The sequence below is a fragment of the Actinacidiphila sp. bgisy145 genome (assembly GCF_057708125.1).
The window spans coordinates 292711-311256 of record NZ_JBYIRL010000002.1; the positions used below are offsets into that span (position 1 = coordinate 292711).

At 71.2% G+C, this 18546-nt stretch carries 17 protein-coding genes and 1 tRNA gene; 10 read left to right on the forward strand and 8 right to left on the reverse strand.

The window, feature by feature from the left end:
• Positions 1–83 precede the first annotated feature (83 nt).
• Positions 84–1682 carry an MFS transporter gene (locus AC3ERT_RS03015; RefSeq protein WP_335971838.1) on the forward strand — a complete coding sequence of 533 codons (1599 nt, stop codon included), beginning with the start codon at positions 84–86 and terminating at the stop codon, positions 1680–1682.
• Between the two features lie 79 nt (positions 1683–1761).
• Here AC3ERT_RS03015 and AC3ERT_RS03020 read toward each other — a convergent pair whose 3' ends face one another.
• The gene (locus AC3ERT_RS03020; protein WP_335971840.1) at positions 1762–2571 is read right to left on the reverse strand and encodes a DUF5324 family protein; all 810 of its coding nucleotides are present in this window, start codon (positions 2569–2571) and stop codon (positions 1762–1764) included.
• A 236-nt stretch (positions 2572–2807) separates the two neighbouring features.
• Here AC3ERT_RS03020 and AC3ERT_RS03025 point away from each other — a divergent pair, with 236 nt between their 5' ends.
• Positions 2808–3341 carry a peptidylprolyl isomerase gene (locus tag AC3ERT_RS03025; RefSeq protein ID WP_335971843.1) on the forward strand — a complete coding sequence of 178 codons (534 nt, stop codon included), beginning with the start codon at positions 2808–2810 and terminating at the stop codon, positions 3339–3341.
• A gap of 154 nt (positions 3342–3495) precedes the next feature.
• The gene (locus AC3ERT_RS03030) at positions 3496–4386 is read left to right on the forward strand and encodes a rhomboid family intramembrane serine protease (protein ID WP_335971845.1); all 891 of its coding nucleotides are present in this window, start codon (positions 3496–3498) and stop codon (positions 4384–4386) included.
• A gap of 303 nt (positions 4387–4689) precedes the next feature.
• Here AC3ERT_RS03030 and crgA read toward each other — a convergent pair whose 3' ends face one another.
• Positions 4690–4944 (reverse strand): cell division protein CrgA, encoded by a 255-nt coding sequence (crgA, locus tag AC3ERT_RS03035; protein WP_335971847.1) that lies wholly within the window; start codon positions 4942–4944, stop codon positions 4690–4692.
• Positions 4945–5086: 142 nt separating this feature from the next.
• Here crgA and AC3ERT_RS03040 point away from each other — a divergent pair, with 142 nt between their 5' ends.
• From AC3ERT_RS03040 to AC3ERT_RS03060, 5 genes are all read left to right on the forward strand, one after another.
• Positions 5087–5881 (forward strand): DUF881 domain-containing protein, encoded by a 795-nt coding sequence (locus AC3ERT_RS03040; RefSeq protein ID WP_435137179.1) that lies wholly within the window; start codon positions 5087–5089, stop codon positions 5879–5881.
• A 131-nt stretch (positions 5882–6012) separates the two neighbouring features.
• On the forward strand, positions 6013–6210 hold the full coding sequence (locus AC3ERT_RS03045) for a hypothetical protein (RefSeq protein WP_335971850.1): 198 nt from the start codon (positions 6013–6015) through the stop codon (positions 6208–6210).
• Positions 6207–6863 (forward strand): aminodeoxychorismate/anthranilate synthase component II, encoded by a 657-nt coding sequence (locus AC3ERT_RS03050; protein WP_335971852.1) that lies wholly within the window; start codon positions 6207–6209, stop codon positions 6861–6863. Before AC3ERT_RS03045 ends, AC3ERT_RS03050 begins: the two co-directional genes overlap by 4 nt.
• A 35-nt stretch (positions 6864–6898) precedes the next feature.
• Positions 6899–8317, forward strand: a complete 1419-nt coding sequence (locus AC3ERT_RS03055) for a class E sortase (protein WP_435172494.1) — start codon at positions 6899–6901, stop codon at positions 8315–8317.
• A complete protein-coding gene (locus tag AC3ERT_RS03060) occupies positions 8310–9059 on the forward strand; it encodes a class E sortase (RefSeq protein ID WP_335971857.1) in 750 nt (249 codons plus the stop codon). The genes AC3ERT_RS03055 and AC3ERT_RS03060 overlap by 8 nt, the downstream gene beginning before the upstream one ends.
• 52 nt (positions 9060–9111) lie before the next feature.
• On the opposite strand, the gene pknB is transcribed toward AC3ERT_RS03060, so the two are convergent.
• The 6 genes from pknB to AC3ERT_RS03090 form a co-directional block, all read right to left on the reverse strand.
• A complete protein-coding gene (gene pknB, locus AC3ERT_RS03065; protein ID WP_435172495.1) occupies positions 9112–11094 on the reverse strand; it encodes a Stk1 family PASTA domain-containing Ser/Thr kinase in 1983 nt (660 codons plus the stop codon).
• A gap of 167 nt (positions 11095–11261) precedes the next feature.
• A complete protein-coding gene (locus tag AC3ERT_RS03070) occupies positions 11262–12719 on the reverse strand; it encodes a peptidoglycan D,D-transpeptidase FtsI family protein (RefSeq protein WP_435172497.1) in 1458 nt (485 codons plus the stop codon).
• A complete protein-coding gene (locus AC3ERT_RS03075; RefSeq protein ID WP_335971863.1) occupies positions 12716–14113 on the reverse strand; it encodes an FtsW/RodA/SpoVE family cell cycle protein in 1398 nt (465 codons plus the stop codon). Before AC3ERT_RS03075 ends, AC3ERT_RS03070 begins: the two co-directional genes overlap by 4 nt.
• A gap of 37 nt (positions 14114–14150) precedes the next feature.
• Positions 14151–15683, reverse strand: coding sequence for a Stp1/IreP family PP2C-type Ser/Thr phosphatase (locus tag AC3ERT_RS03080; protein ID WP_335972223.1), 1533 nt, complete (start codon positions 15681–15683; stop codon positions 14151–14153).
• A gap of 57 nt (positions 15684–15740) precedes the next feature.
• The gene (locus AC3ERT_RS03085; protein WP_335971866.1) at positions 15741–16256 is read right to left on the reverse strand and encodes an FHA domain-containing protein FhaB/FipA; all 516 of its coding nucleotides are present in this window, start codon (positions 16254–16256) and stop codon (positions 15741–15743) included.
• A gap of 10 nt (positions 16257–16266) precedes the next feature.
• Positions 16267–17199: an FHA domain-containing protein gene (locus AC3ERT_RS03090; RefSeq protein WP_435137192.1), complete on the reverse strand. Its 933-nt coding sequence runs from the start codon at positions 17197–17199 to the stop codon at positions 16267–16269.
• A 395-nt stretch (positions 17200–17594) separates the two neighbouring features.
• On the opposite strand from AC3ERT_RS03090, the gene AC3ERT_RS03095 reads away from it, so the two are divergent.
• Both AC3ERT_RS03095 and AC3ERT_RS03100 read left to right on the forward strand, forming a co-directional pair.
• Positions 17595–17681: transfer RNA gene (locus tag AC3ERT_RS03095), tRNA-Leu, on the forward strand.
• Between the two features lie 190 nt (positions 17682–17871).
• Positions 17872–18447 (forward strand): TerD family protein, encoded by a 576-nt coding sequence (locus tag AC3ERT_RS03100; RefSeq protein ID WP_335971872.1) that lies wholly within the window; start codon positions 17872–17874, stop codon positions 18445–18447.
• The last annotated feature ends 99 nt before the right edge of the window (positions 18448–18546 follow it).

The following is an 18546-nucleotide window of genomic DNA, read 5'->3' on the forward strand; positions in this document are numbered from 1 at the left end:
CCGACCTGCGCCGACACCCGCTGTCAGCCCGCGGTGCGCCGACGGTCAGCCCGCGGTCAGCGCCCCCGCCCACGCTCGGTGCCATGACGACGACAACTCCCGCCCCCGCCTCCGGCGCCGTGGCCGACGGCCGCCGCTGGGCGGTCCTCGCCATCTGCTGCGTGGCCGCCGCCCTCCTCGGCATCGACAACAGCGTCCTGAACTACGCGCTGCCGAGCCTCACCGACCAGCTCCACCCCTCCTCGACGCAACTGCTGTGGATCGTCGACGTGTACGGCTTCGTCCTCGGCGGGCTGCTGATCTTCGCCGGCAGCCTCGGCGACCGGATCGGCCGCAAGCGGCTGCTGCTCCTCGGCGTGGCCGGCTTCGGCGCCGCCTCCGCGCTCACCGCCTACGCCGACGACCCCGGCCTGCTGATCGCGGCCCGCGCGCTGCTCGGCGTCGCGGGCGCGACGATCATGCCCTCCACGCTCTCCCTGGTCCGCAACGCCTTCACCGACCCCCGGGAGCGCACCACCGCGGTCGGGGTGAGCAGCGGCGTCGGCGCGGCCAGCTTCGCGCTCGGCCCGGTCGTCGGCGGCCTGCTGCTCGACCACTTCTGGTGGGGCTCGGTCTTCCTCATCAACGTGCCGCTGATGGCGCTGGTGCTGGTCGCGGGCGTGATCGTGCTGCCGGAGTCCAGGAACCCGCACCCCGGGCGGCTGGACTGGGCCGGCGCGCCGATGTCGATCGCCGGGATGCTCGGCATCATCTACGCGATCAAGACCGCGGCCCGCGACGGCGTGGACCAGCCGGCGGTGTGGATCACCGCGGCCGTCGGCGCGGTGTCCCTGACCGCCTTCCTGCGCCGCCAGCGGCGGCTCGCCGAGCCGCTGCTCGACCTGCGCTTCTTCCGCAACGCCGCGTTCACCGGCGCCCTGGCCGCGAACGTGGTCGCGCTGTTCGCCTCGTCCACGCTGTCGCTGGCCTGCTCGCTCTACTTCCAGGTCGTGCACGGCTGGTCGCCGCTCATGGCGGGACTCGCGCTGCTGCCGGGGCCGCTGTCCGCGGCCTTCGGGGCGCCGCTGTCCACGGTCCTGGTCCAGCGCGCCGGCCGGGCCCGCACGGTCGCGCTCGGCCTGCTGCTGATGTCGCTGAGCACCGCGGCCTTCGTCCGGGTCACCCCGCACACCGGCTACTGGCACCTGCTGCCGCTGCTGGTCGTCAACGGCCTCGGCGTCATCTTCACCTTCGCCGTCACCTCCGACACCATCCTGGCGAGCGTGCCCAGGAAGCGGGTGGGCGCGGCGGCGGCGATCTCGGAGACCGGCACGGAGCTGGGCAGCGCGCTCGGCATCGCGATCCTCGGGTCGGTGCTCACCACGCTCTACCGGAACGACCTGCACCTGCCCGCGCTGCTCGGCGCCGGCCACCGGTCGGCGGCCCGCGAGTCCGTGGCGGGCGGGGTGCAGACCGGCCGGCAGCTCGGCGGCGCGACCGGCCGGCAGGTGGTGGACGCGGCCCGCGCGGCGTTCACCGGCAGCATGCACGTCACGGTGGTGGCCGCCGCGGCGGTCATGCTCGCGGGCGCGCTGTTCGCGCTGCGCACCCTGAAGGACGTCCCCGCGGTGCTCGACCAGCACGTGGAGGACGCCGACCCGGCCGGCGCCGCGACCGCGCCGGCACCCGCGGCGACGGCCTGAGCCCGGCCGCGGACCGCGCCGGCGGGCGGGCAGTGGGTGGCGGGCGGCGGGCGGACCGGCGGCGGCTCCAGGCCACGGCCTAGTGGCCGCCGCCCTCGCCGTTCTCGCGCCTGCGGTCCGCCTCCGCCTGCTTGGCCCGCACCTCCTCGTCGAGCTCGTCCGCCCCGGGCGAGCCGTCGACGTGGTCGACGGTGTCCGGCGAGGAGCCGTTCAGCGAGCCGGACTGCGGGTCCACCACGGTGAGGGTGGTGGTGCCGGGCATCGGGGAGCGCTCGCCCGTGTCGGTCGGCTCCGACGGCTCGACCAGCCACTCGGGGTTGTTCTGCTTGTTCCACCACTTCCACGCGGCCAGCGCCGCGCCGCAGCAGACGGCCACGAGCACCACGTCGCGGGCGGCCCGCCCGGCCTTCGCGCGCCGCATCCGGCGGCGCACCAGCCGGTCGATGTCGCCGGCCGACACCTGGCCGCGCAGGGCCTGTAGGGCGGCCCCGCCGCGCAGCACCACCTCGTCCTTGGCCGGACCGGCCGCGGAGCGGGTCGCGGCGACCGCGGTGGTCACCTTCGGGGCGGCGTAGTCGGTGGCGGCCCGCGCGCCCTCCGCGGTGCGGCGGGTCGCGGTCTCCACGGCGTTGGCGGCCTTGGGCGGCATGGCGGCCCACACCTGCTCCCGGGCCTGGTCGACCCGGGGCGCGAGCTTGGCCTCGTACTGCTGCCGGGCGACGGCGCCCGCCTGGCGGCCGTAGACGCCGGCCTGCCGACCGTACTGCCGGCCGTAGACCACGGCGTTCTCCTTCGCCGCGGCCGCGTACGGTGCGGCCACCTCCGCGGCGTGCCGCACGCTGTCCTTCGTCACGTCGGCCGCGTGGCGCACGCTGTCGATGCGGGTCACAGGAACCTCCTCCTCGGTGGTTCGGTGGCGTACCGTCCTCGCCTGTCCATCCGCTTCGAAATCATGCCCGGCCGACCGGTGTACGGCATGTGCGGCAAGCCATCCGGGTCAGTCGGCCCGATTCCCCTCGTACCGGCCGCCCCAGCAGCGGGCAGGGCCGGGGACCGGGCCCACGGCACCGTCCGGGCCGTGCAAGGATTTGTCCCTTGTCAGCGAAGAATCATGGAAGGTAGAACGTGGCCGAGCAGCTCTACGCCACCTTGCGGACCAACCTCGGAGACGTCGTGATCCGGCTGCTGCCGAACCACGCCCCCAAGACGGTCGCGAACTTCGTCGGGCTCGCCGAGGGCACCCGGGAGTGGACCGATCCGCGTACCGGTGACCCGTCGCACGAGAAGCTCTACGACGGCACCGTCTTCCACCGGGTCCTGTCCGGCTTCATGATCCAGGGCGGCGACCCGCTGGGCGACGGCACCGGCGGCCCGGGCTACGAGTTCGCCGACGAGTTCCACCCCGACCTGGCCTTCGACCGGCCCTACCTGCTGGCGATGGCGAACGCCGGGCCGGGCACCAACGGCTCGCAGTTCTTCGTCACCGTGGCACCGACCACCTGGCTCACCCGCAAGCACACCATCTTCGGCGAGGTCGCCGACGACGCCAGTCGGAAGGTGGTGGACGGCATCGTCGGCACCCCGACCAACCCGCACACCAACCGCCCGCTCAGCGACGTGGTCCTGGAGACGGTGCTGATCGAGCGCCGTACCTCCTGACCGCCCGCCCGCGACCGCCGATCCCGTAGTCTTCGGGGAACGCCACGCCCCGCCCGCACGTACTCAGAGGGCGGGGCGTACGAGTGCACAGCCCGCACAGGGCGCGCGCACAGGCGCGCAGGGTGTCGTCGGGTGTCATCAGGGAGTGGACGTCATGGACCAGCCGGTCTGCTGCTATCGGCATCCCGACCGGGAGACCGGCATCCGCTGCACCCGGTGCGAGCGGCCGATCTGCACCGCGTGCATGGTCAGCGCCTCGGTCGGCTTCCAGTGCCCGGAGTGCGTGGCCCAGTCCCACCAGGCGGGTCCGGGCGCCCCGCGCCACGTCTCCCAGCCCCGTACCGTGACCGGCAGCCGGGTCGGCCGGGGCGACCCGTTCCTGGTCACCAAGATCCTCATCGCGGTCAACGTCGCGGTGTGGCTGGTGGAGTTGGCGGCCGGCGGGGGCGCCACCGGCAAGGTCGCTTCGGACTACGGGCTGTACGCGGTGTGCCTGCACGACCAGTTCGGCCACCATGTCTGCGGCGGCGCGGCCGACGGCCAGTGGTACCGGGTGATCACCTCGGCGTTCCTGCACGAGCGCACCAACCCGCTGCACATCGGCTTCAACATGCTGACGCTGTGGTGGATCGGCGCCCCGCTGGAGCAGCGGCTCGGGCGGCTGCACTACATCGCGCTGTACCTGGTCTCCGCGCTGGGGGCGAGCGCCGCGGTGCTGCTGCTCGCGCCGGACGCGCTGACCATCGGCGCCTCGGGGGCGATCTTCGGGCTGTTCGGCGCGACCGCGGTGTACATGCGGCGGGCCAACTACGACATGCGGCCGATCCTGATCCTGCTCGGCCTGAACATCCTCTTCAGCTTCACCTGGAGCGGGGTGAGCTGGCAGGCGCACGTCGGCGGTCTGGTGGCCGGGACGCTGGTGGCCATAGGGATGCTCTACGCGCCGCGGGAGCGGCGGTCGCTGGTGCAGTGGGGGTCCACGGCGGCGGTGCTGCTGGCCTCGGTCGCGCTCATCGGCGTGGCTGTGGCGCAAGTCACGCCCTGACCGCCGCACCGGCCCGTGTCCCTGGCGTTGATCCGACGTTATCCACAGCGGGACCGCACCTGTGAAGAACTTCCGCCATGTTGTGCACAACCCGTGTGCACGACGTCACGTGGTCCGGTTCGACCGGGTTTTCCCGGCCCGATCGACGAAAGACCGGTGGCCGCCGTGGCGACCACCGGTCGTACCGGCGTCAACTCCGTAGAGGTTATCCACAGATCTTCCGACCTTTTCCCCACTGTGGATAACCGTGTGGACAAGTGCGGGGGACCATGCCCGACGTGCTGCTTCCACCGTGTCGATGTGCTACTTCCACTGGGTGGAGACGACGAAGCCGCCGGCGATGAAGCCGAAGCCGACCACGATGTTCCAGTTGCCGAACGCGTCCACCGGAAGGTCGCCGCGGGTCACGTAGAACAGGACGATCCAGGCCAGCCCGACGACGAAGAACGCCAGCATCAGCGGCGCCACCCAGCCGCGGTTGCTGAGCTTTATCGCTCCGGCGTTCTTGCTGGGGGGCGGGGTGAAGTCCGCCTTCTTGCGAATCCGTGACTTCGGCACGAGAGAACTCCTGTCGATGCGCTGCGTGACCGCGCGGTTCTGTGGGGTCAGCCCGGCGGGTGAGGGGCGGTGGGAGGCGGTGCCGCTCCCGGACGTCCGTTAGCGTAGTGCTTCCCTTGGGTTGTAAGGAGAAGGGTATTTGGTGACCGGAGCCGGTGGCACCTCCCCAGCCCCTACATCTCGTGGGACATCCCGCGGGACCTCCCGCACGGTAGCGCTGCGCGCACTGAGCGCGGGCGTCTTCGCGCTGGCCGGGCTGATCTTCTGGACGAGCTTCGACACCGCCAAGGGTGTGGACATCCGCAGCGACGACCCGCTGCCGAAGCTGTCGGACAACATCCGGGCGAAGAACGCGCAGAACGAGAAGCTGGAGCGGCAGCTCGCCGGGGTCCGCTCCGACGTGGACGGCCTGACCCGGCAGGGCAGTGGCCTCAGCGCCGCCGACCGGGCCCGGATCGACGCCCTCGGCAAGGCGGCCGGCACCGCGCCGCTGACCGGCCCGGCGCTCCAGGTCACCCTCGACGACGCCCCGCCGAACGCCACCGCGCTGGTGCCCGGCGTGCCCGACCCGCAGCCGAACGACCTGGTCATCCACCAGCAGGACCTCCAGGCGGTGGTCAACGCGCTGTGGCAGGGCGGCGCCCGGGGCATCCGCGTCATGGACCAGCGGCTGATCGCGACCAGCGCGGTCCGCTGCGTCGGCAATACCCTCATCCTCCAGGGCCGGGTGTACTCCCCGCCCTACCGGATCACCGCGGTCGGCGACCAGAGCCGGCTGCGCAAGGCCCTCGACGCCAGCCCGGCGATCCGCAACTACCTCCAGTACGTGCGGGCGTACGGACTCGGCTGGAAGGTGGCGGCGTCCGGCCGCACCACCCTGCCCGGCTACACCGGGTCGGTGGACCTGCGCTATGCGACGCCTGTGGACCAGCAGTGAGCCGCCCCGCCGCCGGCCCCCGGCATCCCGTGCGCGCGGCCCGATCCCATGCCGAAGCTTTGTCCCATGGACGTCCCTTGGTCGCCGATCTCCCTTTACCCTGTTGCGGGGACCCGGAAGGAAGGCACCGCATGTACGGCTGGATCTGGCGACATCTGCCGGGCAACGTGTGGGTGAGGGCGTTGATCTCACTCGTGCTGGTCCTCGCGGTCGTCTACATCCTCTTCCAGTACGTGTTCCCGTGGGCGGAGCCGCTGCTGCCGTTCAACGACGTCACCGTCGACAACGGGATGACCTCAGTCCAGCACGGAGTGGCCGCCTTCCGATGAGCGCACGCATCCTCGTGGTCGACAACTACGACTCCTTCGTCTTCAACCTGGTCCAGTACCTCTACCAACTCGGCGCCGAGTGCGAGGTGCTGCGCAACGACGAGGTCGGACTCGCGCACGCCGACGAGGGGTTCGACGGGGTGCTGCTCTCCCCCGGCCCCGGCACCCCCGAAGAGGCCGGGGTGTGCGTGGACATGGTCCGGCACTGCGCGGAAACCGGCGTACCCGTCTTCGGCGTCTGCCTGGGTGTGCAGTCCATGGCGGTGGCCTACGGCGGGGTCGTCGGCCGCGCGCCGGAACTGCTGCACGGCAAGACCTCGGCGGTGCTGCACGAGGGCTCCGGAGTCTTCGCCGGGCTCCCCTCGCCCTTCACCGCCACCCGCTACCACTCGCTCGCGGTCGAACGGGACACACTCCCGGACGAGTTGCGGGTGACCGCCTGGACGGAGGACGGGATCGTCATGGGGCTCCGGCACCGCGAAGCCGCCGTCGAAGGGGTGCAGTTCCATCCGGAGTCGGTGCTCACCGAGTGGGGGCACCGCATGCTCGCCAACTGGCTGGCCGAGTGCGGCGAACCGGGAGCGGTGGCCCGCTCGCACGGACTGGCCCCGGTGGTCGGGACGGGCACCCCGGCCGCGGGGGCCGCGAGGTGACCACGCTCCGGCCGGAGCGACACTCCGACGGCCCGATGTCGTACGAGGACACCGGGCAGTTCGAGGTCGCCGTCGGACAGCTCGCGGACCCGCTGAACGACCCGCTGCCCGGCCGGGCCCCGGCGGGCGGCAGCACACCTCAGCAGGGCCCGCCGCAGGGCGCCCCGCAGGGGCCCGCGCACCGTGCTGCGCCCCCTGGCCCGCAGCAGGGCCCGACGCAGGGCCCGCCGCAAGGCCCCGCGCCGGGCTCGCCGTGGTTCCGCGCGCCGGGGCGGGCCCCGCAGCAGCCGGAGCCGGCGAGCGCGCCCCCGCCGATGGCGCCGCCACCCGTGACCGCGCCCGGCCCGGCACCTGCCCCGGCCCCAGGGCCCGTCATGGCACCCGGCACGACGCCTGGCACGGCGCCGGCCCCTGCCGCTCCCGCGGCCGCCGTGCCTTCGCCCGAGCCGAGGGCATCCGGGCCGGCGCCCGACGAGACCGCGCAGCTTCCCCAGTTCACCGACACCGTGCCCATCGAGGCGGCCCAGGCGGCTGAGGCGGCCCAGGCCGGGGCCCCCGCCGCGGCCGTTACCCCCGCCGCGGCACCCACCCCCGGGCCGGCCCCTGCCGAGGGCGGCCGCGCCGCCCGGCGCAAGGCGGCCGCCCGCGGCGGCCACCGCGCCCGGGGCCGCGGCGCCGCCGCAGCGCCCGCCCCCGCGGCCGACGGCGAGCAGCCGGCCGCGCCGCTGAGCCGGGTCGAGGCCCGCCGGGCCGCGAAGGCTGCCAAGGACAGCCCCGCAGTGGTGATCAGCCGGATCGTCGGCGAACTGTTCATCACCGTCGGCGTCGTGATGCTGCTGTTCGTCACCTACCAGCTGTGGTGGACCAACGTACGGGCGCACGCGCAGGCCAACAGCGCGTCGCACAACCTGGAGCAGCAGTGGGACAACAGCACCGGTGACGGCAGCCGGGACGCGGGCACCTTCTCGCCCGGCCAGGGCTTCGCGATCATGTACATCCCCAAGCTGGACGTGAAGGCCCCGATCGCCCAGGGCGTCAGCACCACGAAGGTGCTCAACAAGGGCATGATCGGCCACTACGACGGCGAGCCGACCAACACCGCGATGCCCTGGGACAAGACCGGCAACTTCGCGGTCGCCGCCCACCGCAACACGCACGGCGAGCCCTTCCGCTACATCAACCGCCTCGTCCCCGGTGACAAGGTGGTGGTGGAGACGTCCACGACGTACTACACCTACACCGTGACCAGCTCACTGGCGACCACCCCGCCCAGCAACATCAGCGTCCTCGACCCCGTGCCCCCGGGCTCCGGCTTCACCGGGCCGGGCCGCTACATCACGCTCACCACCTGCACGCCCGAGTTCACCAGCACCAACCGGCTGATCGTCTGGGGCAAACTGACCGAGGAGCGGGCGCGCAGCAAGGGCAAACCCGACGCGCTCGTCAATGGCTGAGGGCGCGACAACAACAGAACGGAACAGCGTGACCACCGAGAACCGCACCGGGCGGGGCCGTGTCGCGGCCGTCATCAGCGTCGTCGGCGAGGTCCTCATCACCGTGGGGCTCATCCTCGCGCTGTTCGTCGTCTACTCGCTGTGGTGGACGAACGTCGTCGCCGACCGGCACGCCCGCAAGGAGGCCGCGAAGGTCCGCCAGGAGTGGGCCCAGACGCCGTCGGGCGGCGGCAACAGCGCCCCGCGCGGCCTGGACACCAAGGACGGCATCGGCTTCCTGCACGTGCCCGCGATGGGCCGGAACTACGAGGTACTGGTGAAGAAGGGCACCTCCACCAACGTGCTCAACGAGGGGGTGGCCGGCTACTACACCAAGCCCACCCCGGCGGCGATGCCCTGGGACAGCACCGGCAACTTCACCGTCGCCGCGCACCGCGACGGCCACGGCGCGAAGTTCCACAACATCGACAAGATCCACACCGGCGACCCGATCGTCTTCGAGTCCAAGGACACCTGGTACGTCTACAAGGTCTACAAGGTCCTCGACCAGACCTCGAAGTACGACGTCGCGGTGACCGACCAGGTCCCGAAGGAGTCCGGCAAGAAGACGCCGGGCCGCTACATCACCCTCACCACCTGCACGCCCGTCTACACCTCGCTCTACCGCTACGTGGTGTGGGGCCAGCTGGTCCGCACCGAGAAGGTCGACGCACAGCGCACCCCGCCGCCGGAGCTGAAGTAGCTCCGGCGGCGGGGCGCGGGGTGCCGGGCGGCGCGGGCGGAGGAGCGGCGGCCTACTGGCCGAAGCCGTTGCCGCCGATCGCGGTCAGCGTGATCGTCTGACCCTCCTGGAGCTGGGTGCCGGCCTGCGGGTCCGTCTGGAGGACCTTGGCGTTGTCGTTGGCCTGGCCGCCGCCCTGCATGTTGACCGCGTTGATCTGGAGGTTGAGGTTCAGCGCCTGGAGCGCCGCCTTGGCGTCGCCCACGTTCTTGCCGGCGAGGTCGGGCATGGTCGCCGGCGCCTGGGTCGTCGGCGCCGGACCCGAGGAGACGGTCAGCACGATCTGGGTGTCCAGTGACTGCTCACCCGCGCTCGGGTCGGGCGTCTGGCTGATGACGTCGCCCTGCTGGGTCTCGTCGGACGGCTGGTCGGTGCCCCGGCTGATGTTGGTGAAGCCCTGTGCCTTGAGGGCGTTGACCGCGTCGTCGTAGGACTCGCCCTTGACGTTCGTCGGGGTGGCCTTCTTCGGCGCCACCGCCACGGTCAGGGTGATCGTCGAGCCCTTGGCGGCCTTGGTGCCGCCCTTCGGGTCCTGGCTCATGACCGTGCCCGGGTCGACCGTGGTGGAGGTCTCGGACTTCTGCTGGACCTGGAAGCCCTGCTTGGTCAGCTCGGTGTTCGCGTCGTCGAACTTGTCGTTGGTCACATCCGGCACCGCGACCGGCGCGGCGCCCTTCGACAGGTTCACGGTGACCGTCTTGTCCGACGGGATCGCCGAGTCCGCCGCCGGGTCCTGCTTGCAGACCAGGTCCTTGTCGACGTTCCCGCAGTACACCGCCGGGCCCTTGACCAGCTTTATGCCGACGTTCCCCGCCTTCGCCTGGGCGTCGGTCAGCGACACGTTGGTGAAGTCCGGCACGGTGCCGCCGTTGTTGGCGTGCCCGCCGAACAGCGACTTGCCGAGGAAGATCGCGCCGATCAGCACCAGCACGGCGGCGATGACCAGCAGCACCGTGGAGGTGTTGCTCGACTTCTTCTGCCGGCGCCGGTCCGGGCGGTCCTCGTAGCCGTAGCCGCCGTCGTCGTCGCGGGCCGGCGGCAGCATCGAGGTCTGCGGGTCGGTCTGCGGCGGCATCGCCGTGGTGGCCGCGGTGTCGCCGTACTGGTGCGGGTAGCCGTAGCCGGCCGCGCCCATCGCGACGGTCGCGCCGACCGGCTGGCCGTCCAGTGCCGCCTCGACGTCGGCCCGCATCTCGTCGGCCGACTGGTAGCGGTAGTCCGGGTCCTTGGTCAGCGCCTTCAGCACGATCGCGTCCATCGCCGGGGTGACCTCGGGGTCGTACACCGACGGCGGCTGCGGCTCCTCGCGGACGTGCTGGTAGGCCACCGCGACCGGCGAGTCGCCGACGAACGGCGGCCGGACGGTCAGCAGCTCGTACAGCAGGCAGCCGGTGGAGTACAGGTCGGACCGGGCGTCGACCTGCTCGCCCTTGGCCTGCTCCGGCGAGAGGTACTGCGCGGTGCCGATCACCGCGGCGGTCTGGGTCATCGTCATGCCGGACTCGCCCATGGCGCGGGCGATGCCGAAGTCCATGACCTTGACCTGGCCGGTGCGGGTGAGCATCACGTTCGCGGGCTTGATGTCGCGGTGCACGATGCCGGCCCGGTGGCTGTACTCCAGGGCCTGGAGGATGCCGACGGTCATCTCCAGGGAGCGCTCCGGCAGCAGCTTGCGCCCGGAGTGCAGCAGTTCGCGCAGCGTGGAGCCGTCGACGTACTCCATCACGATGTACGGGATCGAGACCCCGTCGACGTAGTCCTCGCCGGTGTCGTACACGGCGACGATGGAGGGGTGGTTCAGAGAGGCGGCCGACTGGGCCTCACGGCGGAACCGGGCCTGGAAGGACGGATCGCGGGCGAGATCCACCCGGAGCGTCTTCACGGCAACGGTGCGGCCGAGCCGGGTGTCGTGGGCGAGGTACACCTCGGCCATGCCACCGCGGCCGAGCACCGAGCCCAGCTCGTACCGGCCGCCGAGGCGACGCGGCTCTTCCATAGCTCTGCCCTCTCCTCAATCCCGCAAGCTCAACCCGACATGTGAACCTGTGCCCTATGCCTGCTCGGGCCTACGCTACCGGGCGCTCCGCGCGCACATCGGGCTCGGCGGCCCGCCGATATCCGACCGGTATCTGCCTGCGACCCGATCCGGACGTGACGTGTCTCTCACTTGTCGAGCACCGCTTCCATGACCTTCTTGGCGATCGGGGCGGCGTACCCGTTACCGGAGACGTCGCTCTTCGCGGAGGCGTCCTCGACCACGACCGCCACGGCGACGGGCGAGCCCTGGTCGGTCTTGGCGTAGGAGACGAACCAGGCGTAGGGGATGCCCTCGTTGTTGACGCCGTTCTGCGCGGTACCGGTCTTGCCGCCGACCGTCACACCGCTGATCTTGGCGTTGCTGCCGGTACCCGAGTTGACCACGGTCTCCATCATCGACTGGAGCTTCTTCGCGTTCTCCTCCGACAGCGGCTGGCTCATCTTCTTCGGCGAGGTCTGCGAGATGGTGCTCAGGTTCGGCGCCACCAGCTTGTCCACCTCGTACGGCTGCATCAGCGTGCCGTCGTTGGCGATCGCGCCGGCCACCATCGCCATCTGCAACGGAGTGGCGGTGGTGTCGAACTGGCCGATCGACGACTGCGCGACGTGGTCGTCGCTCATCTTCGTGTCGAAGTTGCTGGCGTCCGCGCGGACCGGGATGAACTGCTCCTCGTTGAAGCCGAACTTCTCGGCCTCGGAGACCATCCCGTCCAGCCCCACCTCGTTGCCCAGCTTGCCGAAGACGCTGTTGCACGAGTACTTCAGCGCGTTGCGCATGCTGGCGTTCTTGCAGGGGATGTTGCCCTCGTTGGGCAGCGGGGTGGTGGTGCCCGGCAGCATGTACGGGTCGGGGGAGTCCGTGGCGGAGTCGATGTCGGTGACCTTGCCGCTCTCCAGCGCCGCCGCCGCGGTGACCAGCTTGAACGTCGAGCCGGGCGGGTAGGTCTGGCGCAGCGCCCGGTTCAGCGTCGGGTCGTCCTTGTCGCTCTTCTTCTGGACCGCGTTCCAGTTCTTCTCGTCGGTCAGCGAGTTGCCCGCGAAGGAGTTCGGGTCGTACGACGGGGTGCTGGCCATCGCCAGGATCGCGCCGGTGCGCGGGTCGAGCGCCACCACGGCGCCCTTCTTCTTGCCGAGCCCGTTGAACGCGGCGGCCTGTGCCTTGGCGTTGAGGGTGGTCACCACGTTGCCGCCCTGCTTCTGCTTGCCGGTGAGCAGGTCGACGGTGCGGTTGAAGAAGAGCCGGTCGTCGTTGCCGGTGAGGAACTTGTCCTCCACGCCCTCCAGCATCGAGGTGCTGTACGCCTGCGAGGCGTACCCGGTCACCGGCGCCCACATCGGGCCGTCGGTGAAGGTCTGCTTGTACTTGAAGTCGCTGCCGGTGGTCGTGGTGTGGCCGGTGATCGCCTTGCCGTCCACGATGATGTCGCCGCGCGGCTGGGCGAACTGGTTGATCGCCACCCGCCGGTTGTTCGGGTCGCTGGAGAGCTGGCCCGCCTGGACGTACTGCACGTAGTTCACGCGCACGAGCAGGGCGAGGACGAGGAGACCGCAGAAGACCGCGACCCGTCGCAGGGGCTTGTTCACTGGCTGCGCACCACCTGGGTCGCTTCGGAGTCGGGGGAGGGCGCGGGGCTCGGCGCCGGGCGCCGCGCGGTGTCGCTGATCCTGAGCAGGAGCGCGACCAGCGCCCAGTTGGCGATCACGGAGGAGCCGCCCTGGGCGAGGAAGGGCATGGTCATACCGGTCAGCGGGATGAGCCCGGTGACGCCGCCGGCGACCACGAAGACCTGGAGCGCGAAGCCGCCGGACAGGCCGACCGCGAGCAGCTTGCCGAACGGGTCGCGGGCTGCCAGCGCGGTCCGCATGCCGCGCTCGATCAGCAGCCCGTACAGCAGCAGGATGGCCATCACGCCGGCCAGGCCCAGTTCCTCGCCGACGGTGGCGAGGATGTAGTCGCTCTTCGGGGCGATGCCGCCGATCAGCCGGCTGTAGCCCTCGCCGAGGCCGGAGCCGAACAGGCCGCCGGAGCCGAAGGCGTAGCGGGACTGCGCGGTCTCGGTGACGCCGCCGTTCTGGAGGGCGAGCGGGTGCAGCCACTCGTGGACGCGGACCTTGACGTGCGCCTCGGTGGTGCCGACCATCACCGCGCCGCCCGCGCTGAGCAGCAGGCCGAAGACGATCCAGCTGGTCCGCTCGGTGGCCACGTAGAGCATGATCACGAAGAGGCCGAAGAAGAGCAGCGAGGTGCCGAGGTCGGTCTCGAAGACCAGGATCAGCAGGCTGAACAGCCAGATCACCAGGATCGGGCCGAGGTCGCGGCCGCGCGGCAGGTACAGGCCCATGAAGCGGCGGGAGGCGAGCGCGAGGGCGTCGCGCTTGACCATCAGGTAGCCGGCGAAGAAGACCGCGATGACGATCTTGGCGAACTCACCCGGCTGGAGCGAGCCGACGCCGGGGATGGTGACCCAGATCCGGGCGCCGTAGACCGCGGGGAAGAAGATCGGCGAGATCAGCAGGGCCAGCGCCACGATCATCGAGATGTACGTGTAGCGCTGGAGGATGCGGTGGTCCTTGAGGAAGACCAGCACCAGGGCGAAGAGCGCCACCCCGAGCGCGGACCACATCAGCTGCTTGGGGGCCATCGCGCCGCCGAGCTGGGGGGTGGTGATGGACGGTTCCTGGTCCAGCCGCCAGATCAGCACCAGCCCGAGGCCGTTGAGCAGGGTCGCGATCGGCAGCATCAGCGGGTCCGCGTAGGGCGCGAACTTGCGGACGAGCAGGTGCGCTATGCCCGCGATGCAGCCCAGGCCGAGGCCGTACTCCGCCAGGCCCGCCGGCACGGAGCCGTGCTTGGCGAGCCCGGCGTCGGCGTACGCGAAGACGGGGATCGCCACCGCGAAGAGCAGCATGACCAGTTCGGTGTTGCGGCGGTTGGGCGCGCCGATCGACGTGATCGTCGTGGTGTTGCTGGCGCTCATGACGAGCCGAACCTTCCTGCTGCTCCCGGTGCCGGCACTACTGCTGGCCCGTGTCCGTGTCCGTGCTGCACTCGCCGGCCAGCTTCTTCTCGTCCGGCGTCAGGGAGGCGCTCGGGGAGGGGGTCGGGGTGGTGGTGATCTTCTTCCCGCCCTTGGTCCCCTCGGCGCTGCCGGAGCCGACCGAGTTCTCGGCGTTCTTCGTCGCGTCCTTGGCCTTGTCGGCCAGGCTGGTGGCGGTGGCGACTTTCTTGCAGACCTCGGCCTGCTGGGCCAGCTCGTCCGCCTTGTCGTCCGCCTGCCCCAGGCTGCTGGTGGCGATGGTGTCCTGCACCTGCTTGCGCTGGTAGGACGGCAGGTACTTCAGCGGGATGTCCGAGCGGTCGCGGTGCACCTTGGACAGGCTCAGGCCCACGAGTTTCTGGTTGATGCCCTGGTAGACGGCGACGTGGTCGCCCTTGGCGCCCACGTAGTACTGGTTCTGGGTCCAGGAGTACGCCCCGTACAGCCCGCCGGCCACGACCGCCAGCACCACGACGCTGATCAGGGTGCGCTTGGGCCACTTGCGCCGGGCGGGCTTGTCGAGGTCGCCGTCGTAGGCGCCGAAGGAGCCGGGCGGGGTGCCGGGCACCGGGTCGCCGCTGCCGGGCGGCCCGAAGGTGCCGGTGGGCCCGGCCTGGTGCGGGGTGCGGCCCAGCTCCGAGGCGCGGCCGGCCGGGGTGTCCAGGTGCCGCGGGTCGTGGGGCTGCGACTGGTGTTCGGCGACCGCGCCGACCACCACCGGGGTGTCGTTGAGCTGCGCGGCCTGGGTGTCGCCGTCGTCGGTGTCGAGCACGTCGGCGACGATGCAGGTGATGTTGTCCGGGCCGCCGCCGCGCAGCGCGAGCTGGATCAGCTCCTGCACGGTCTCGTGCGGGGCCTGGTAGCCGCCGAGGGTGTCCTCCATGGTCTGGTGGCTGACCACCCCGGACAGCCCGTCGGAGCAGATCAGGTAGCGGTCGCCGACCCGCACCTCGCGGATGGACAGGTCGGGCTCGACCCGCTCGCCGCTGCCCAGCGCGCGCATCAGCAGCGAGCGCTGCGGGTGCGTGGTGGCCTCTTCCTCGGTGATCCGGCCCTCGTCCACCAGCCGCTGCACCCAGGTGTGGTCCTGGGTGATCTGGGTGAGCACACCGTCCCGCAGCAGGTAGGCGCGGGAGTCGCCGACGTGCACCAGCCCGAGCCGCTGCCCGGTCCACAGCAGGGCGGTGAGCGTGGTGCCCATCCCCTCCAGCTGGGGGTCCTCCTCGACCATGTGCAGCAGCTGGTCGTTGGCCCGCTGCACCGCGGTGCCGAGGGAGGTGAGGATGTCGGAGCCGGGGATGTCGTCGTCGAGCGTGACGATGGTGGAGATCACCTCGGAGGAGGCGACCTCGCCGGCGGCCTGGCCGCCCATGCCGTCGGCGATCGCGAGCAGACGGGGGCCGGCGTAGCCGGAGTCCTCGTTCCCCTCGCGGATCATGCCCTTGTGCGAACCGGCGGCGAAACGCAGGCTCAACGACATGCGTACCTCCCCCGTCGGTTCCGGGTACATCCGCACGCTGCCCACCCTCTCGCTCGCGCGTCGTGGCTTCGCTGCCCCATTGTGCGACTACTTCCGCAGCTCGATGACGGTCTTGCCGATGCGGATCGGCGCGCCCAGCGGGACCGGGGTGGGCGTGGTCAACCGGTTGCGGTCCATGTAGGTGCCGTTGGTGGAGCCCAGGTCCTCGACGATCCACTGGCCGTCGGTGTCCGGGTAGATCCTGGCATGCCTGCTGGACGCGTAGTCGTCATCGAGCACAATCGTCGAGTCATGTGCCCGGCCCAGGGTGATCGTCTGGCCCTGGAGCGCCACCGTGGTGCCCGCCAACGAGCCCTCGGCGACCACCAGTTTGGTGGGGGCGCCGCGCCGCTGGCGGTTGTTCTGCGGCTGCTGGCGGGGCGGCGGCGCCTGCTGCTGGCGCTGCTGCGGCGGGCGGGACCGGTCGTCGGCCCGGCGCGAGGCGCGCTGGGTCACCCGGGTCCCGAACAGGTCGCTGCGGATGACCTGGACCGCGACGATGACGAACAGCCACAGCACGGCGAGGAAACCCAACCGCATGACCGTCAGGGTCAGCTCTGACATTGCCCCCGCTTCACCCTTCGGCTTGCCTGTACACGATGGTGGTGCTCCCCACGACAATGCGGGAGCCGTCGCGGAGCGTAGCGCGCTGGGTGTGCTGTCCGTCCACCACGATGCCGTTTGTCGACCCGAGGTCCTGGACGACGGAGGGGGTGCCGACCCGGATTTCGCAGTGCTTGCGCGATACGCCCGGATCGTCCACCCGGACGTCGGCCTCGGTGGAGCGGCCCAGCACGAGGCTGCCGCGGGAGATCTGGTGGCGGGTGCCGTTGATCTCCACCCAGCGCCGGACGCTCGCCGCCGGCGAGCCCGCGGGCACGCCGGTGCCGGGCAGCCGCGTCACCGGAGCGCCGCCGCCCGGCGGCGGGGCGGCCGGCATCGGGGGCAGGCCGGCCGGGCGCGGCGGTGCGGCGTGCCGGTCGGGCGCGGGGCGCTCGGGGCGCTGCTGGTACGGCGGCGGGGCCGGCGCCTGGTAGGACTGCTGCGGGCGCGCGGGCGGCGGCTGGTGGCCGTGCGGGGCGTGCGGCGCGGGCGGGCGCTGGGGCTGGTGCGACTGCGGGTGCTGGGACTCGCTGGACGCCAGGGTGCGGCTGCGCACCCGGTACAGCCCGGTGTCCAGGTCGTCGGCCCGCTCCAGGTGCACCTTGATGGTGCCCATGAACGTGTAGCGCTGCTGCTTGGCGTAGTCCTTGACCATGCCGGCCAGTTCGTCGCCGAGTTGGACCGCGTACGGGCTCAGCCGCTCGTAGTCGGGAGCGCTCAGCTCGACGATGAAGTCGTTCGGCACCACGGTGCGGTCGCGGTTCCAGATCGTCGCGTTGTTGTCGCACTCACGCTGTAGCGCACCCGCGATCTCCACGGGCTGCACCTCGCTCTTGAAGACCTTGGCGAAGGTGCCGTTCACCATGCCCTCAAGCCGCTGTTCGAAACGCTTCAGCACACCCACCGGGCACCTCCCTCCTCCGGATCGTCCGTCGGCTCGATTCCGATACTGCTTACTGATCGTATCCACGCGTGGGAAAAACCCGTGGTTCCCCGATCTTGACCGGGTGGGCAGTGTCCACCCTCACACCGCGCCGCGCCTGCGCTCCTCCCACCCACAGCGATGGTAGTTGGGGCCGCTGTGCGCGGCTCCGGACCGGCCCCGGGTGCGGGCCGTCCCCACCAGTGTCCCCAGTGTCCCGCACCGCCACGCCCCCGCGTGCCGCCCGCCGGGCACCGCGGGAAACGGATGTGAACGCACGGCTTGCGGCGTGCTAATCTTCTGCATGTCGGACGGGGTTCCCACCAGCAAGACCTACCGGTCGAAGTCCAGGTGAGAAGCCCAACGGCGGCACCCATGCGCGGGTGGCGGAATAGGCAGACGCGCTGGATTCAGGTTCCAGTGCCCGAAAGGGCGTGGGGGTTCAACTCCCCCCTCGCGCACCAGCGGAAGCACCCGGTGTTTCCAGGCAGGACCCGGACAGGGCGGCATCGTTCTTCGATGCCGCCCTGTTCTGCGTGCGGGTCGCGGTGGCAGCCGGGCGGGAACCCGGGCAGGGTGGTGTGCGTTGAATCCGTTGGGCAAAGGAATCGTCAAGCGGCGTGGCCCGCGCCGAACCGAGCAGGGAGATCCAGCATGGGTGTCAGCCTCTCCAAGGGCGGCAATGTCTCGCTGACGAAGGAGGCCCCCGGACTCACGGCGGTCACCGTCGGCCTCGGGTGGGACGTGAGGACCACCACCGGCAGCGACTTCGACCTCGACGCGAGTGCGCTGCTGCTCGACGCCTCCGGCAAGGTCGTGTCGGACAAGCACTTCGTCTTCTTCAACAACCTCAAGAGCCCGGACGGCTCCGTCGAGCACACCGGTGACAACCTCACCGGTGAGGGCGAGGGCGACGACGAGTCGATCAAGGTCAACCTGGCCGGCGTGCCGGCCGAGGTCGACAAGATCGTCTTCCCGGTCTCGATCTACGAGGGCGAGACCCGGCAGCAGAGCTTCGGCCAGGTCCGCAACGCGTTCATCCGCGTGGTCAACCAGGCGGGCGGCGCGGAGATCGCCCGCTACGACCTGACCGAGGACGCCTCGACCGAGACCGCGATGGTCTTCGGCGAGCTGTACCGCAACGGCGCGGAGTGGAAGTTCCGCGCGGTGGGCCAGGGGTACGCCTCCGGCCTGCGCGGCATCGCCCAGGACTTCGGGGTCAACCTCTGACGTAGTCCGCTGGTCGCGTCCGGCGCGAGCAGGCCGCGGGGCCGCGGCCGCCTGTCGTGCGAACGACGGGTGGCCGCGGCCCCGTTGGCGTGGGTGGCA

Coding starts and splice junctions, on each gene's coding strand:
- AC3ERT_RS03015 (WP_335971838.1), top strand. CDS start 84: ATGACGACGACAACTCCCGCCCCCGCCTCCGGCGCCGTGGCCGACGGC.
- AC3ERT_RS03030 (WP_335971845.1), top strand. CDS start 3,496: ATGGACCAGCCGGTCTGCTGCTATCGGCATCCCGACCGGGAGACCGGC.
- AC3ERT_RS03045 (WP_335971850.1), top strand. CDS start 6,013: ATGTACGGCTGGATCTGGCGACATCTGCCGGGCAACGTGTGGGTGAGG.
- AC3ERT_RS03050 (WP_335971852.1), top strand. CDS start 6,207: ATGAGCGCACGCATCCTCGTGGTCGACAACTACGACTCCTTCGTCTTC.
- AC3ERT_RS03055 (WP_435172494.1), top strand. CDS start 6,899: ATGTCGTACGAGGACACCGGGCAGTTCGAGGTCGCCGTCGGACAGCTC.
- AC3ERT_RS03060 (WP_335971857.1), top strand. CDS start 8,310: ATGGCTGAGGGCGCGACAACAACAGAACGGAACAGCGTGACCACCGAG.
- pknB (WP_435172495.1), bottom strand. CDS start 11,094: ATGGAAGAGCCGCGTCGCCTCGGCGGCCGGTACGAGCTGGGCTCGGTG.
- AC3ERT_RS03075 (WP_335971863.1), bottom strand. CDS start 14,113: ATGAGCGCCAGCAACACCACGACGATCACGTCGATCGGCGCGCCCAAC.
- AC3ERT_RS03080 (WP_335972223.1), bottom strand. CDS start 15,683: ATGTACCCGGAACCGACGGGGGAGGTACGCATGTCGTTGAGCCTGCGT.
- AC3ERT_RS03085 (WP_335971866.1), bottom strand. CDS start 16,256: ATGTCAGAGCTGACCCTGACGGTCATGCGGTTGGGTTTCCTCGCCGTG.
- AC3ERT_RS03100 (WP_335971872.1), top strand. CDS start 17,872: ATGGGTGTCAGCCTCTCCAAGGGCGGCAATGTCTCGCTGACGAAGGAG.